Consider the following 13,932-nt stretch of genomic DNA (forward strand, 5'->3'; position numbering starts at 1 on the left):
ACGGAACACCGTCCGCAACACCTCATGCCGCCCCACCAGAACCGACAACGCCCCACCCAACACACCCACGTCCAACCCACCCCGCACCCGCACCGCGAACGGCACGTTGTACGCCGCACTCCCCGGCGACAACTGGTCCACCAGCCAAAGCCGTTGCTGCGCGAAGGAGAGCGGCAACGGCTTGCTCCGGTCGGCGCGCGCGATGCCGTCGGACTCCGGCCGGGTGTGCTTCATCAGCTGCTGCAGTGCGGCCCGCAGGCCCGCGGAGTTGGCGTCAGTCGGCATGGCGGGGTGCCTTCTCCTCGGTCGGGTGCGCCGCGGGGCGGTGCCTGTCCATCTCGGCGGCGAGTGCTCGGTGGGTGCCGACATCGCTGCCGCGGAACCAGCAGTCGACCTTGTCGCGCAGTTCGGCGGGCTGGTCCTGGGAGAGCTTGAAGATGGCGTCCACGGCCTCCAGTTCGATCTCGAAGGCGCCCACCCCGGGCACGATCTTCTCGAAGTAGGCCAGGGAGCTCTCCATGTCCCACCCCTGCCCGAACCTGCCTTCGAGGGCGGTCACGGTGCGCTTCACGACCTTCAGCGCGGGTTCGCCGGGGCCGAGGAGGCGGATTCTGCCGCGGACGTGCACGGCGGAGAAGTTCCAGGTGGGCGCGGCCGGATCGACCTCGTACACGGTCGGCGAGATGTAGCCGTGCGGGCCCTGGAACACCACGAGTGCGCGGTCCCCGTCGGCGAGCGCGGTGTACTGCGGATTCAGCACATTGAGGTGGCCGTACATCGTGACGCCGACGAGGTCGGTCAGCCCGGTGAGGTCGTCGTCCGAGACGAACACCACGGGGATGTGCGAGGCCACCGGTACGTCGTCCCTGGTCGTGACGAAGCAGGCCAGGGGGTTCGCCCGGATCAGGTCGACGACGGGCTCGACCTCGTGGACGGCGAAGTCTCGGGGTACGTACATGCGGATTCCTCGTTCCGGGCAGCCCACCGGGGCAGCACACAGCGATGTCCGCCGGAAGGCGTCCGGCGGGCGATGTCAGCGGGAGTCGGGCAGCGCACGGCGATGACCGCCGGAAGGTCCGGCGGGCGAGGTCGGCGGGTACCGGGGCAGCGCACGGCGATCTCCCCGGAAGGTGCCCGGCGAGCGAGGTCGGCGGGCTCGGATCAGGGGAGAAGGCCGGCGCCGGTCACGCGTTCGTCTCGACGAGGCTGTTCCAGAACAGCAGGTCGTACGTGCGCAGGAAACGGGCGTACTGCCGCGCGGTGTCGGGCACCCAGCCCGTGGACAGCCGCTGGTCCAGGATGCCGAGGCCCTGTTCCTCCAGCTGCGCGTTGGGGGCACTGAGGCCGTCCAGGAACGCGCAGGCCGCGTCGTCCAGGCCGTGGTGCTTGCGCAGGGCGCCGGCCAATGTGCTGAAGTACCCGCTCCAGGCGGGGAAGTTGGCCAGCAGCGCGGCGACCACGTCGGCGGGGTCGGCGTTCAGCGCGAGCCAGGCGGTGTAGGCGGGGTAGGCCTGACAGAGCGGCATCGGCCGGTGGGCGCGGCGGTCGTCCTCGTCCACGCCGAGGGCGGCGGACAGGGTGGTGAGCCCGGCCAGGCCCATGGCCTCGCCGAAGGCCAGCCCCATGAAGAACTGCCGGGTGTCCGGTGCGGTCGAGCGCCCGGCGAGGGCGAGGTAGCTGCCCCAGTCGCTGGTGAAGATCAGGTGTTCCTCGTTGGCGTACCTGCGCAGGGCGTCCTGGGGCGCGCGCCCGGCGGCGACCAGCTCCACGAAGGTGTTGTCCCCTGCGGCGGGCGCCAGTTCACGGCGCATGCCGTCGAGTAAGTGCTGTGCCGAATCGGCCATGATCGATGTTCCCCCGTGCCTGAGACGTGCGGGTGGGCCGCACGGTTCGAAGTGGTCAGGTCCTAGCAGCGGCGGTGGCACCGTCCCGGACGGGCAGCGAGCTCATGCCGCGCACCACCCGGGTGGGTCGGCGTTCCGCCCCTTCGGCCAGGCGCAGATCGGGGAACTTGCGCAGCAGCACCCGCAGGGTGGCCGCGGCCTCGATCCGGGCCAGTCCCGCCCCGACGCACAGATGGATGCCGTCACCGAAGGTCAGGTGTTCACGGCTGTTCTTCCGGCGGAGGTCGAACTCCTGGGCGTTGTCCCCGAAGACCTTGGGATCGCGGTTGGCCCCGCCGACGACCACGAACACGGGCGAGTCCTCGGGGATGTCGACGCCGGCCAGGGTCACCGGTTCGGTGGTGACGCGCAGCAGGTACTGGACCGGGGCGTCCCAGCGCAGCACTTCCTCGACGGCGTTGGGCACCAGCTCCGGGTCGTCGATGAGCTGCTTCCTGATCCCGGGGTCCTCCAGCACGGTGAGGACGCAGTTGCCGATCAGGTTCACCGTGGTCTCGAAGCCGGCTCCGAGCAGGACACCGCAGGTGGCGATCATGTCGTGCCAGGTCAGCGGCTCGCCCTCGGGTTCGGCCTGCACCATGAAGGACACCAGGTCGTTGCCCGGTTCACGCCGGCGCAGTTCGATCAGGCCGCCGAAGAACTCCTGCATCTCGATGAGCATCTGCCGGAAGGTCTTCAGGTCCCGCATGGTGCGGATGCCGTCGACCGAGGTCCCGATGATGCCGCCCCACTCGCGGAAGCGCTCGAAGTCCTCTTCGCCGATGCCGAAGAACGCGGCGATCACGCGGATCGGGACGCGCACGGCCAGGTCGTTGACGGCGTCCCACTCGTCCTGGCCCGCCAGGTCGTCGAGCAGCTCTTCGAGCATGGTCTCGATGGTCGCGGTGCGCTCCCGGATCGCCCGGGGCGAGAACCACGGCGCGACCATGCGTCGCAGCCGGGTGTGGTCCGGGGGGTCCATGGAGAGGAAGGAGTCGTCCATCGGCACGATGAGACGCTCGCCCCGGTCGTCGTACACCGTGGTGTCGATCGGCTTCGCCTTCGCGACCGCGAAGGAGCCGAAACGGGCGCTGTCGCGGAGAATCAGTGACGCCAGTTCGTGATCGCACGTGGCGAAGGCGCCGATATTTCCGCGAATGAGAGCACCCTTTTCCCGGATGCTCTCATATATTAAGTAAGGGTCCCTCTCGGGACGCCGCGCGATCAGCTGTGCTACAGGATCCCCCGACATCATGAGAATCCGAAGCATGATTCGCGACATTAACATTTTGGATGTTGACGTTGCCATTTCTTGCTTCGCCATAGCGTCATCCTGACACTCTAGTGACCAACCGTCAAGTGACTTAGATCACAGTTGCCCCTTGATCGAGTGCGGATTACTCTCATCGAACCCGCCGGGACTTCGAATCGACCCCACCCGAACGCTCGAAACGACCGAATGGGCCGGCCGCACCGATCCCCCACCGAGCCGCCCCATTACCCGGCCCACCCCCACCCCGGGTGCGGTGTCCGCGCTTTTCGCGGCCACGGATCCGGCACAGCGTTTCCGTATCCATGGATCCGACGCCGCGAGAGGCAGCGAGAATCCTGTGGCCGAGCACCCGGGCCACCCCGACCGACGGGTCCGCACAACCCGCCCGGCGACCGCCGGCGCCCAGGACCGGACCGCCCGCGTCCCCCGCCCGGGCGAGCGGCAAACGTCTTCTCCCCCACGTCAGGGTGGCCGGATCCGGCCACCGGGACCTTGCCCCCGCCGCACCCGGACACCCCGGCCGTGCCGCACCCCGACCGCCACCACCGGTGCGACGACCGCCGGCCGGAATCCGTCGCAGTGCCGAACGGCACCCAGGAACGGTGAAATCCGGGCATTCACCGACGGACCGGCCACGCTATTCGGCCACGGCAATCGGGGCGACCATCGCCGTCGATGTCACGAAACGCCCGAAGGCGTCGGGAATCACCTTTCCGGTCTTCTCCACGGGTGGTCGACACCCGCCCACCGCCAACCATCCGGAAGACCTTCACTATTTCACCGACGGGCACTCGCCGAGGAATCGGTGGAAAGCCCACGGAGCGACGCGACGATCTTCGGCGACCCGAAAATCGGGTGGCTATCAGGCCACTCCGGACAATGCGCCCGCAAGAAGATGGCGGGCCCTTTCCGGCCACCCCGGGAGGTGTTTCGGACCTCGCGCCACAACCCATCCGGCGAGTTCGGTCCGCAGACGGGCCGGGCCGCGCCATGGCCCGGTCGCGGCATTCCGCCGGGGCGCCCCGGCGTACCGATTTCCGGACAGCCAGGCCCCTTTCAGCGGGAATGCGCCACAGCTCCGCGACGGCTCGATCGGGGGGCGAGCCGGCGCGCACCCACGCGGACGAGCGGCGCCAGGACGACCGAGTCGGCCAGGCCGGCCGGTGCGGCCAGGCCCGACGAGCCCTAGGACCGGCCGGCGGCGTGCTCCGCGAGGAAGGCGCCGGCATGTGCGGCGGCCTCCTCCTTGGTCGGGTACCAGGTGTCGCCCCCGGCGGTGCCGTGCGCGCCGTCCGCGCCTTCGCCCGTCCAGCTCCAGCCGCCGGACCCGGCGTCCTGCAGCAGTTCCGCCGTCCCGCCGAACAGCTTCAACCCAGCGCCCGACTGCGCCGCCGTGGGGCGGGTGACCGCTTCGGGCCACTTCTTGCGCGCACCCTGCCGGGTGATGCCCCAGACGGCCCCCAGCTGCTCGTAGCTCGCGCCGTAGGAACCGGCGGTGCCGGCCGCGATCGCCGTCAGTCGCTTGACCTCCGCGTCCACCACCTTCCAGGCGGCGAGGACGGACAGGGTCACGTCGACCGGGTCCGCCTCCCACATCCGCTCCTCGGGCAGCCCCGAGGTGCGGGAGCGAATGGCCGAGGCGAGCGGGTTGAGGGCGTCGAGGAGAGCCTTGTCCAGCTCGGTCTGCTCTTCGAGGGTGATCTCAGTCGAAGTCATGCGACAACCATAGTTCCCACGGATGAGCCTGGCAACTTTTGTTTCCGATCCTGCCGCCCCGGCGCCCGACCACCCGCGCGGTGCCGGCTCGACGGGGAGAGGGCGGACGACCGGTCGGGGTGTCGGCAACCCGCCCGCGGCGGCCACGGTGGCATCCCCCGCCGGCGAAGCGGGCGTTCGGAGACCGCCGGGGCCGGCCACCCGCCGACAGGTGCGACGAGCGGTCCGGGGTGCGGCACACGGTAGGAGCGCAGGTCCCGGGGGGATGATGGCGGGCGGCGCCGGCGAGCACGCGACCCGACCCACCCGACAGGCCGCGAACGGGTGAAGCATGTCACGGCTACGCCCCGTCCCCCGGCGGGGCGCGGGCGGGTAGGTTCCTGCCTCCGAGGGGAAGAGACTCCCCCTCGGACGCAGGGCCCGCCGTCAAGAGTTCCTCCGACGAGAGAGGCACGAGTGATGTCTGCACAGGACGCCACGCACCACCCCCCGCTGCGCATCGGTGTGGTGGCCGAGTCGGCCGCCGGGGAGACCCGCGTCGCCGCGACACCGTCGACGGTGCGCGGACTGCTCGCCCTCGGCTACGAGGTCACCGTCGAATCCGGGGCCGGCACGGCCTCCGGCTTCACCGACGAGGCCTACACCGGGACGGGCGCACACCTCGGGGAGGCGTGGACGGCCGACGTCGTCCTGAAGGTCAACGCACCGTCGACCGCCGAGATCGCCCGGCTGAGTGACGGCGCGACCCTGGTCGGTCTGCTGGCTCCGGCCCAGCGGCCCGACCTGCTGGAGGCACTGTCCTCACGCCCCGTCACCGCGCTCGCGCTGGACGCGGTGCCGCGGATCTCCCGCGCGCAGTCGATGGACGTGCTCAGTTCGATGGCGAACATCGCCGGCTACCGGGCCGTGATCGAGGCCGCCCACGTGTTCGGCCGCTTCTTCACCGGCCAGGTGACGGCCGCGGGCAAGGTCCCGCCGGCGAAGGTCCTGGTGGCCGGTGCCGGCGTGGCCGGGCTCGCCGCCATCGGCGCCGCCTCCAGCCTGGGGGCGATCGTCCGCGCGACCGACCCCCGGCCGGAAGTCGCCGACCAGGTGAAGTCGTTGGGCGGCGAGTACCTCGCCGTGCAGGTCGCGCAGGAGGTGAGCACCGACGGCTACGCCAAGGCGACCTCCGCCGACTACGACCGCGCCGCGGCCGAGCTCTACCACGCGCAGGCCGCGGACGTGGACATCGTCATCACCACCGCGCTGATCCCCGGGCGGCCCGCCCCGCGGCTGCTCACCGCCGAGGACGTGGCGGCGATGAAGCCCGGGAGCGTCGTCGTCGACATGGCCGCCGCCCAGGGCGGCAACGTCGAGGGGACGGTGGCGGGCCGCACGGTGGTCACCGCCAACGGCGTCACCATCATCGGCTACACCGACCTCGCCGCCCGGCTGCCCGCCCAGGCGTCGCAGCTGTTCGGGACCAACCTGGTCAACCTGCTCACGCTGCTGACGCCGGGCAAGGACGGGCGGCTGGTCGTCGACTTCGACGACGTGGTCCAGCGCGCCGTGACCGTGGTCCGGGCGGGCGAGGTCACCTGGCCGCCGCCGCCGGTGGCCGTCTCGGCCGCTCCCGCCGCGCAGCCCGCGGCCGCCCCGGCCGCCCCGGCGCCGAAGCCGCCCCGGCTCACCCCGGCGGCCCGCTTCGGCCTGATCGGCCTCGGCATGCTGGCGATGTTCCTGCTGGTCGCCGTCGCCCCGACCCAACTCGCGGAGAACTTCACGGTGTTCGCGCTGGCGGTGGTCATCGGCTACTACGTCATCGGGAAGGTCCACCACGCCCTGCACACCCCGCTGATGTCGGTGACCAACGCGATCTCCGGGATCGTCGTGGTCGGCGCCCTGCTGCAGATCGGGCACGGGGGTGTGCTCGTCACCGTGCTGGCCTTCGTGGCCGTCCTGCTGACGAGCGTGAACATCTTCGGCGGCTTCGCCGTCACCCGCCGCATGCTGTCCATGTTCTCGAAAGGCTGAGCCCGATGACTTCCACGACGGCCGCCCACGCCGCGGACCTGGTCGCCGCCCTGCTGTTCATCCTCAGTCTGGCCGGGCTGTCGCAGCACCGCACCTCCCGTGCCGGCGTCGTCTACGGCATCGCCGGCATGGCCCTCGCCCTGGTCGCCACGGTCGTGCTGGCGGCCCGCAGCATCAGCGCCGGCGCGGTCGCCCTGATCCTCGTCGCGATGGCGCTGGGCGGCGTGATCGGCCTGTGGCGGGCACGGCAGGTCGAGATGACGCAGATGCCGGAACTGATCGCCGTCCTGCACAGCTTCGTCGGTCTCGCCGCGGTGCTGGTCGGCTGGAACAGCTACCTGGAGGTCGAGTCCCGCGGCTCGGCCCAGGTCGCCGTCGCCGCCGACCTGTTGCGGATCCACCACGCCGAGGTCGTGATCGGCATCTTCATCGGCGCGGTCACCTTCACCGGCTCCGTCGTCGCCTTCCTCAAGCTGTCCGGCAGGATCGCCTCCCGGCCGCTGATGCTGCCCGGCAAGAACGCGCTGAACCTCGGCGCACTCGCCGCGTTCGTCGCGCTCACGGTCTGGTTCACCGCCGGCCCGGGCCTCGGCCTCGTGATCGCGGTGACCGTGCTCGCCCTCGCGCTGGGCTGGCACCTGGTCGCCTCGATCGGCGGCGGCGACATGCCCGTCGTCGTCTCCATGCTGAACAGCTACTCCGGCTGGGCGGCGGCCGCGGCCGGGTTCCTGCTCGACAACAACCTGCTCATCGTCACCGGCGCACTGGTCGGCTCCTCGGGCGCCTACCTGTCCTACATCATGTGCAGGGCGATGAACCGCTCCTTCCTCTCCGTCATCGCCGGCGGCTTCGGCATCGAGGCCCCCTCCGGCGGGGGCGAGGAGCAGGGCGAGCACCGCGAGATCCGTGCCGAGGAGGCGGCGGGGCAGCTCGCGCAGGCCCGGACGGTCGTCATCACCCCCGGTTACGGCATGGCGGTGGCCCAGGCGCAGCACCCGGTCGCGGAGCTCACCCGCCGGCTGCGCGAGCGCGGCGTCGAGGTCCGCTTCGGCGTCCACCCCGTCGCCGGACGCCTGCCCGGGCACATGAACGTGCTGCTCGCCGAGGCGAAGGTGCCCTACGACATCGTCCTGGAGATGGACGAGATCAACGACGACCTCGCGGACACCTCCGTCGTCCTCGTCATCGGCGCCAACGACACCGTCAATCCCGCCGCCATGGACGACCCCGCCAGCCCCATCGCCGGCATGCCGGTGCTGCGCGTGTGGGAGGCGGAGCAGGTGATCGTGTTCAAGCGGTCCATGGCCTCCGGCTACGCGGGGGTGCAGAACCCGCTGTTCTTCCGCGAGAACAGCGCCATGCTCTTCGGCGACGCCAAGCAGAGCGTCGAGGACATCCTGCGCGCCCTCGACGCCGACGGCCGGGACGCCCCGGCACCGGCCGACCGCCGGACGGCGACGGCCGGCCGGACCGCCGGGTAGGCCCGCCGGTGGTCCCGGTGTGCCGGCCGGCGCACCGGGACCACCTCGACGGCCGCCGACGCCCGGGCCCGTCCGGACATCGGTTCCGAATTCGTTCCCGCGCCGTGTCGATCCGCGGCCGCCCCGTTCGACCTGGGATAGAGAGGACCGGAGATCGGTCCCCGGACGAAGGAGCGCAGCCGTGGCGAAGTACATGTTGATCATGCGGGGCAGCGACGAGTCGGTCGCGAAGATGATGGAGACGCCGTTCGACGAGATGCTCGAAACGATGGGCCGCTACAACGACGAACTGATCCGGGCCGGCGTGCTCGTCGCGGCCGAGGGCCTGGACGACGCCTCGCAGGGCGTGGTCGTCGATCTGAGCGGGCCGGCCCCGGTCGTCACCGACGGCCCGTACGGTGAGACCAAGGAGCTGTTCGGCGGCTTCTACGTCCTCGACGTGGCGTCGAAGCAGGAGGCGGTCGAATGGGCCAAGCGACTGCCGGCGTTCCCCGGCACGAAGGTCGAGATCCGGCGCGTGCCGGGGATCGACGAGTTCCCGCAGGACAACGAGTGGATCATCAAGGAACGGGCATGGCGCGACCGGACCGGCCAGCTCTGACCCCCGCGACGACGGACGGCCCGCCGGGCGGCGGCGCCGCCCGGCGGGCCGTCGAGGCGCTCTGGCGGATCGAGTCGGCGCGGATCGTCGGCGCCCTCGCCCGGTACACCGGGGACTTCGACCTCGCCGAGGACGTCGCTCAGGAGGCCCTGGCGCAGGCGCTCGTGGTCTGGGCGCGCGACGGCGAGCCGGCCAGCCCGGTGGGTTGGCTGCTCGCCACCGCCCGGCGGCGCGCCATCGACCAGTTCCGCCGCCGCTCCGCCCTCGACGACCGCTACACGGCCCTCGCCGGGCGGCTCGCCGAGGGCGGGGCGAGCTCCGGCGCCGAGCCACCGCCGGACCGGTCGGACGACCTGCCCTGGGACCCGGACCGGATCGAGGACGACGTCCTCGCGCTGATCTTCGTGGCCTGCCACCCCGTGCTCTCGCCCGAGGCCCGCACGGCGCTGACCCTGCGCGTGGTCGCCGGCCTGTCCAGCGAGGAGATCGCCCGCGCGTTCCTGGTGCCCGTGCCGACCGTCCAGGCCCGGATCACCCGGGCGAAGAAGACGATCGCCGCCGCCGGGGTGCCCTTCGAACTGCCGCCGGCGGCCGAGCGGCGCGAGCGGCTCGGCGGCGTGCTGAGCGTGCTGTACGTGATCTTCACCGAGGGGGCCACCGCGACCACCGGTGACCAGCTGCTGCGCCCCGATCTCGCCTACGAGGCGATCCGGCTGGCCCGGACGCTGACCGCGCTGCTGCCCGACGAGCCGGAGGTGTTCGGGCAGCTCGCGCTGTTCGAGCTCACCGCGGCCCGCTTCCCCGCGCGCACCGGGCCCGACGGCGAGGCCGTCCTGCTGGAGGACCAGGACCGGCGGCTGTGGGACCGCTCGGCCGTCCGGCGCGGCCTGGCCGCGATCGACCGGGCCGCGGCCGCCGGACGCGGGCTCGGGCCCTACGGCCTGCAGGCGGCGATCGCCGCCTGCCACGCGACGGCCCCCTCCGTCCCGGAGACCGACTGGGAGCGGATCGTGCTGCTCTACGAGGCACTCGGCCGGGTCGCGCCCTCCCCCGTCGTCGAGCTCAACCGGGCGGTCGCCGTCGCCATGGCGACCGGTCCGCGGGAGGCGCTGCCCCTCGTCGACGAGCTGGCCGCAGGCGGCCGCCTGGCGGGTTCCCACCTGCTGCCGAGCGTGCGCGGCGAGCTGCTCTCCCGGCTCGGCCGCACCGCCGAGGCGCGGGCGGAGCTGGAGCTCGCCGCGCGGCTGTGCCGCAATGCCCGCGAGCGGTCCGTACTGCTGCGCAAGGCGGCCGCGCTCGGCTGACGCCCCGGGCCGCCCCCGCGGCCGGAACCGGGCCGTGATCCCGTGCCGCCGGGGCCGGGTGACTGGGCCGAGCGGGTGGGGTCGGGGAGGTACCGGTGTGGTACCCGGGGGTGATCGCGGGTGCGGGCGGGAGGCTGGCGCTCCGGGGCAGGCAGCAGGCAGGAGAGAGCCCGTGAGCGAGCGCGACCGTCGAGGTACCGGTAGCGGCACGGCCGCGGACGGGGCGCGGCCGGCCGGTGATCCCGGTGTGCTGGGGACGGCGCTCGCCGTGGTGCTGGCGTTCTCGCTCGCGCAGGGTTCGTGGCAGTGGTTCTCCACCTACCTCGGCGTGACGCTGCTCGCGGTGGTCGTGTCCTTCGGCCGGGTACCGGTGCTGACGCCTGGTCGACGGGTGGCCTACGGGTGGAGCCTGGCGGCGTACTCACTGGTCGTGGGCCTGTGCCTGGCACTGGCGGTGGCTCCGGCACTGCAGCGCTGGGACTGGCTGTTCCCCGCGCCGGGTGCCCGCCACGCCTGCGTGGAGTCGGGCCGGTACCAGAGCCTGCAGACGCAGGCCGCGCTGGGAGCCCTGGCCGGTCACGACGGTGACCCGCTGGCCTCCGCGCAGCGGGAGCAGAGCCGCCAGGCCGTCGACGACTGCCTGGCGGCCACGACGACGCGCTGGCTGCCGGTGTACGCCCTGGGGGCGGCCCTGCTGGTGGGTGCGGGTGCGTGGTCGTGGGAGCGGGCCCGGACGCGGAGGACGACGGCGGGGCCCGCCTGAGCCCCCGGTCCCCGCCGGCCCGGGCGCCCCGGCGTCAGCAGACCGTGCCCGGTCTCGCCGCCGTGGCCCTGAGCAGCTCCCGCACCAGCTCGAAGTCGATGTCCTGCGGCCGACGGAAGCGAAGGCACCCCTTGCCCATGTCCTGCCCGGCCAGCCGTTCCTCGAACGCCGCACGGACGTCGCTGCGCATGAGGTAGAAGGAGATGTACCGCTTCTGGCCGGCGAAGGCGATCTCGGCGATGCCGTCCCGCTCGTAGGCGGGCATCCCGTACGCCATGACCTCGTCGAAGCCGTCCAGCTCCTCGCGGCACAGCCGTCGCAGCCCGGCCAGGGCGTCCCGGCGGTCCTCGGGCGCCTCCGCCAGGTAGCCGGCCACGTCCTTCGCCTCACTGCGCACCACCCCGTCAGGCTATGCCGGGTTCGAAGCCCCCGCCAACCTGCCGAGCACGGCCCGGCCCCGCCGACGGCTGCCGGCGGCCCGGGCCGCCGCCCGCACCGCACTGCACCGCACCACCCGCCGGTCAGCCGGCGTCGGCCGCCGCCTCCCACGCGGACCGCAGGTGCGCGTCGACGTCACCCGCCTGGCGAAGACCCGCCCGGAAGGCCGGCTCCCAGGCCGCCACGTCCCCCTGGTCCGGACCGAACGCCTGCACCGAGGCCGGATCGGGGCTGAGGGTCACCACGGTCCGCGCCCCCACCGCCGCCACCTGCTGGTCGGCCCGCCCCGCCGGAAACCGGTGCGCCATCGGGTCGACCACGACCAACGTGCGGGCGCCGGCGGCGAGATCGGCGTTGGGACCGGCCCGCAGCGCCCCGTCCATGTACCGCCGGCCGCCGACGGTGACCGGCGGCGCGGCCCCGGGGAAGGCACTGCTCGCCGCCACTGCGCGGACCAGCGGCACCCCGCTGTCCCGGTCCCACACCACGGGCTCACCGGTGCCCGCGTCCACGGCGGTGATCACCAGGCGTCGCTCCGGCCACGCGTCCGCGCCGATCAGGGCGGCGCGCCCGGCGATCAGCGCCTCCTCGGCCCCGGGGTCGGCGGCGTCGAGGGCGAGCCGGCCGACCCGGCGCCTGGCCTCGCCGGGTTCCAGGCCGCCGTCGCCCAGCACGGCGAACACCCGGCCCATCAGCTCGGGGTCCGGCGTGACGCGGTGCTCGGGCCGGCCGGTCCGCGTCGCGAGCCGGCCCGGATCCTGCCCGGTGGCGAGCAGCGCTCCGACGATCGCGCCGGCCGACGTACCGACGATCAGATCGGCCGCGCCCAGATCCACGCCGGCGCGGCGCAACCCGTGGGCCAGCCCCGCCGCCCAGGCCGTGCCGATGACGCCTCCGGGCCCCAGGACGAGCGCTCGGTCGATGGTGTGCATGTGGTCCCCCTCGTTATTGAAACAGTCGTACCATATACACACCTCTCGCCGCTCTGGCTTCGAGGCCCTGGAAGGAGGCCCACCGTGGGACGCCCCGCAGATCCCGCCCGTCGTGAGCGCACGCTGGCGCGGGCGACCGACTACGTGCTGGCCCACGGCCTGGCCGGGTTGAGCCTGCGACCACTGGCCGCCGCCCTCGACACCAGCCCGCGGATGCTGCTCTACGACTTCGGCAGCAAACAGGAGCTGGTCACCGCGGTCCTCGCCGAGGCCCGCCGCCGAGGTGCGGTGCGCCTGGCCGGGCGCCTTCCGGCGGCGACGGGCTCCGTGCAGGAACGACTGCGCGGCATCTGGGCGTGGATCAGCGCGGACGAACGTGCGCCGTTCGTCCGACTCTTCTTCGAGGTGCACGCCGACGGGCTGGTCCACCCCGAGAACTACCCCGACCAGGGCCAGGCGATCACGGACTGGTTCGACACCCTCGGTGCCACCTTCCGCGACGTCTCCACCGGCCCCGAGGACACCGTGACGCCCACCCTGGTCATGGCCGTCGTCCGGGGCCTGCTGTTCGATCTCACCACGACCGGCGACCGCCACCGCGCCGATCGTGCGCTGGACCGCTTCGCCGAACTCCTGGCGCGCTGAACCCACGGGCGGGCCCCTCCTGCGGCCGGGCCCGGGCGGTGGCCGGGGAGGCCCCCGGGTGCTCAGCCGGTGGGTCCCGCCGGGAGCGCGGTGAAGGTCGCCTCGGTGAACGCGGCGACCTCGGCGAAGCCCAGCCGCCGGTAGAGGTCCACGGCGGCCGGGTTGTCCGCGCGGACGTTGAGCCCGATGTGGTCGGCGCTCTCCGCGAGCCGCCGGCAGAGCGCCGCCACGCAGGCCCCCGCGGCGCCCTGCCGGCGCACCTCGGGGTGGGTCGTGACGTTGCCGATCACGGCCACCCGCTGAACGGCCGACCAGGCGTGCACGCCCGCGACCGCGACCAGCCGGCCGTCACGCCGGGCGCCGAGGTACTGACCGGTGTCGAGCATGCGGTCGTCGAACCAGTTGCCCGGGTAGGCCGCGGCGAACAGCGCCAGCAGCTCGGGCAGGTCCGCACGGCCCAGCGGGGCGGGCGCCCACGGGGCCACGGGGTACGCCGCGGCGCGCGCGGGGTCGGTCAGCGACATCCGCAGCAACGTGCCGTGGCGGTGCACCTCGTACGCCTCCGCCAGGACCTTGTCCGCGTCCCCGGTGAGGTGGCCGAAGAAGCGCCGCGGCAGGACCGGCAGCAGCTCCCGGGCGAGGTCCTCCACCGCCGACGCCTCGGCGGCCCCGCCGAAGGCCAGCAGGGTGGGGATGTCGCCGACCGCGTACAGCAGCGCCACCGGACCGTCCGGGGTGACGCTGAACCACGAGGTGTGCGGCCACAACAGGTCGTCGAGGTCACCGAGTTCCATCAGGTGCAGCGCCGGATCCCGTCGGAAGCGGGCTTCGAGGGCGGCTCGGTCGTGCAGGCTCTGCAGGGACATCGGGCCAGCATACG

General features: G+C 72.9%; 14 protein-coding genes. 6 read left to right on the top strand and 8 right to left on the bottom strand.

Annotated elements, in window-relative coordinates; all coding sequences use genetic code 11:
* The 5 genes from ACFVYI_RS30425 to ACFVYI_RS30445 all read right to left on the bottom strand — a co-directional run.
* On the bottom strand, positions 1-285 hold a 285-nt coding region (locus tag ACFVYI_RS30425), incomplete at its 3' end, for a condensation domain-containing protein (RefSeq protein ID WP_387891560.1).
* The gene (locus ACFVYI_RS30430) at positions 275-958 is read right to left on the bottom strand and encodes an FMN-binding negative transcriptional regulator (protein ID WP_387891561.1); all 684 of its coding nucleotides are present in this window, start codon (positions 956-958) and stop codon (positions 275-277) included. The genes ACFVYI_RS30430 and ACFVYI_RS30425, both read right to left, overlap by 11 nt.
* Before the next feature lie 226 nt (positions 959-1,184).
* On the bottom strand, positions 1,185-1,844 hold the full coding sequence (locus tag ACFVYI_RS30435; RefSeq protein WP_387891562.1) for a transcriptional regulator: 660 nt from the start codon (positions 1,842-1,844) through the stop codon (positions 1,185-1,187).
* A gap of 55 nt (positions 1,845-1,899) precedes the next feature.
* The gene (locus ACFVYI_RS30440) at positions 1,900-3,153 is read right to left on the bottom strand and encodes a cytochrome P450 (RefSeq protein WP_387891564.1); all 1,254 of its coding nucleotides are present in this window, start codon (positions 3,151-3,153) and stop codon (positions 1,900-1,902) included.
* A 1,188-nt stretch (positions 3,154-4,341) separates the two neighbouring features.
* Entirely contained in the window at positions 4,342-4,872 is a 531-nt protein-coding gene (locus tag ACFVYI_RS30445; protein ID WP_387891566.1) for a hypothetical protein, read from the bottom strand.
* 459 nt (positions 4,873-5,331) lie between these two features.
* Here ACFVYI_RS30445 and ACFVYI_RS30450 point away from each other — a divergent pair, with 459 nt between their 5' ends.
* The 5 genes from ACFVYI_RS30450 to ACFVYI_RS30470 all read left to right on the top strand — a co-directional run bounded on the left by ACFVYI_RS30450 (position 5,332) and on the right by ACFVYI_RS30470 (position 11,037).
* Positions 5,332-6,888, top strand: a complete 1,557-nt coding sequence (locus tag ACFVYI_RS30450) for a Re/Si-specific NAD(P)(+) transhydrogenase subunit alpha (RefSeq protein WP_387891568.1) — start codon at positions 5,332-5,334, stop codon at positions 6,886-6,888.
* 5 nt (positions 6,889-6,893) lie between these two features.
* Positions 6,894-8,369, top strand: a complete 1,476-nt coding sequence (pntB, locus tag ACFVYI_RS30455) for a Re/Si-specific NAD(P)(+) transhydrogenase subunit beta (protein WP_387891570.1) — start codon at positions 6,894-6,896, stop codon at positions 8,367-8,369.
* 181 nt (positions 8,370-8,550) lie between these two features.
* Positions 8,551-8,970, top strand: a complete 420-nt coding sequence (locus ACFVYI_RS30460; RefSeq protein ID WP_387891572.1) for a YciI family protein — start codon at positions 8,551-8,553, stop codon at positions 8,968-8,970.
* Positions 8,943-10,274: an RNA polymerase sigma factor gene (locus ACFVYI_RS30465; protein WP_387891574.1), complete on the top strand. Its 1,332-nt coding sequence runs from the start codon at positions 8,943-8,945 to the stop codon at positions 10,272-10,274. The genes ACFVYI_RS30460 and ACFVYI_RS30465 overlap by 28 nt, the downstream gene beginning before the upstream one ends.
* A gap of 172 nt (positions 10,275-10,446) precedes the next feature.
* The gene (locus tag ACFVYI_RS30470; protein ID WP_387891576.1) at positions 10,447-11,037 is read left to right on the top strand and encodes a hypothetical protein; all 591 of its coding nucleotides are present in this window, start codon (positions 10,447-10,449) and stop codon (positions 11,035-11,037) included.
* Between the two features lie 34 nt (positions 11,038-11,071).
* Here the strand turns inward: ACFVYI_RS30470 and ACFVYI_RS30475 are convergent, their stop codons facing one another.
* Together ACFVYI_RS30475 and ACFVYI_RS30480 are read right to left on the bottom strand one after the other, a co-directional pair.
* Positions 11,072-11,437: an iron chaperone gene (locus ACFVYI_RS30475; protein WP_387891578.1), complete on the bottom strand. Its 366-nt coding sequence runs from the start codon at positions 11,435-11,437 to the stop codon at positions 11,072-11,074.
* 121 nt (positions 11,438-11,558) lie between these two features.
* The gene (locus ACFVYI_RS30480) at positions 11,559-12,407 is read right to left on the bottom strand and encodes a patatin-like phospholipase family protein (RefSeq protein WP_387891580.1); all 849 of its coding nucleotides are present in this window, start codon (positions 12,405-12,407) and stop codon (positions 11,559-11,561) included.
* An 84-nt stretch (positions 12,408-12,491) separates the two neighbouring features.
* Between ACFVYI_RS30480 and ACFVYI_RS30485 the strand changes: the two genes are divergently transcribed.
* Positions 12,492-13,052: a TetR/AcrR family transcriptional regulator gene (locus ACFVYI_RS30485; protein ID WP_387891581.1), complete on the top strand. Its 561-nt coding sequence runs from the start codon at positions 12,492-12,494 to the stop codon at positions 13,050-13,052.
* A gap of 62 nt (positions 13,053-13,114) precedes the next feature.
* Here the strand turns inward: ACFVYI_RS30485 and ACFVYI_RS30490 are convergent, their stop codons facing one another.
* Entirely contained in the window at positions 13,115-13,918 is an 804-nt protein-coding gene (locus tag ACFVYI_RS30490; protein WP_387891583.1) for a GNAT family N-acetyltransferase, read from the bottom strand.
* Between the last annotated feature and the right edge of the window lie 14 nt (positions 13,919-13,932).

It is taken from the genome of Kitasatospora sp. NPDC058218, assembly GCF_042882445.1.
Classification (GTDB): Bacteria; Actinomycetota; Actinomycetes; order Streptomycetales; family Streptomycetaceae; genus Kitasatospora.

What these genes read in the sequence shown, in the direction of transcription:
- ACFVYI_RS30480 (WP_387891580.1), bottom strand. Translation starts at nt 12,407, where the DNA reads ATGCACACCATCGACCGAGCGCTCGTCCTGGGGCCCGGAGGCGTCATC.
- ACFVYI_RS30430 (WP_387891561.1), bottom strand. Translation starts at nt 958, where the DNA reads ATGTACGTACCCCGAGACTTCGCCGTCCACGAGGTCGAGCCCGTCGTC.
- ACFVYI_RS30465 (WP_387891574.1), top strand. Translation starts at nt 8,943, where the DNA reads ATGGCGCGACCGGACCGGCCAGCTCTGACCCCCGCGACGACGGACGGC.
- ACFVYI_RS30445 (WP_387891566.1), bottom strand. Translation starts at nt 4,872, where the DNA reads ATGACTTCGACTGAGATCACCCTCGAAGAGCAGACCGAGCTGGACAAG.
- ACFVYI_RS30440 (WP_387891564.1), bottom strand. Translation starts at nt 3,153, where the DNA reads ATGCTTCGGATTCTCATGATGTCGGGGGATCCTGTAGCACAGCTGATC.
- pntB (WP_387891570.1), top strand. Translation starts at nt 6,894, where the DNA reads ATGACTTCCACGACGGCCGCCCACGCCGCGGACCTGGTCGCCGCCCTG.
- ACFVYI_RS30490 (WP_387891583.1), bottom strand. Translation starts at nt 13,918, where the DNA reads ATGTCCCTGCAGAGCCTGCACGACCGAGCCGCCCTCGAAGCCCGCTTC.
- ACFVYI_RS30450 (WP_387891568.1), top strand. Translation starts at nt 5,332, where the DNA reads ATGTCTGCACAGGACGCCACGCACCACCCCCCGCTGCGCATCGGTGTG.
- ACFVYI_RS30435 (WP_387891562.1), bottom strand. Translation starts at nt 1,844, where the DNA reads ATGGCCGATTCGGCACAGCACTTACTCGACGGCATGCGCCGTGAACTG.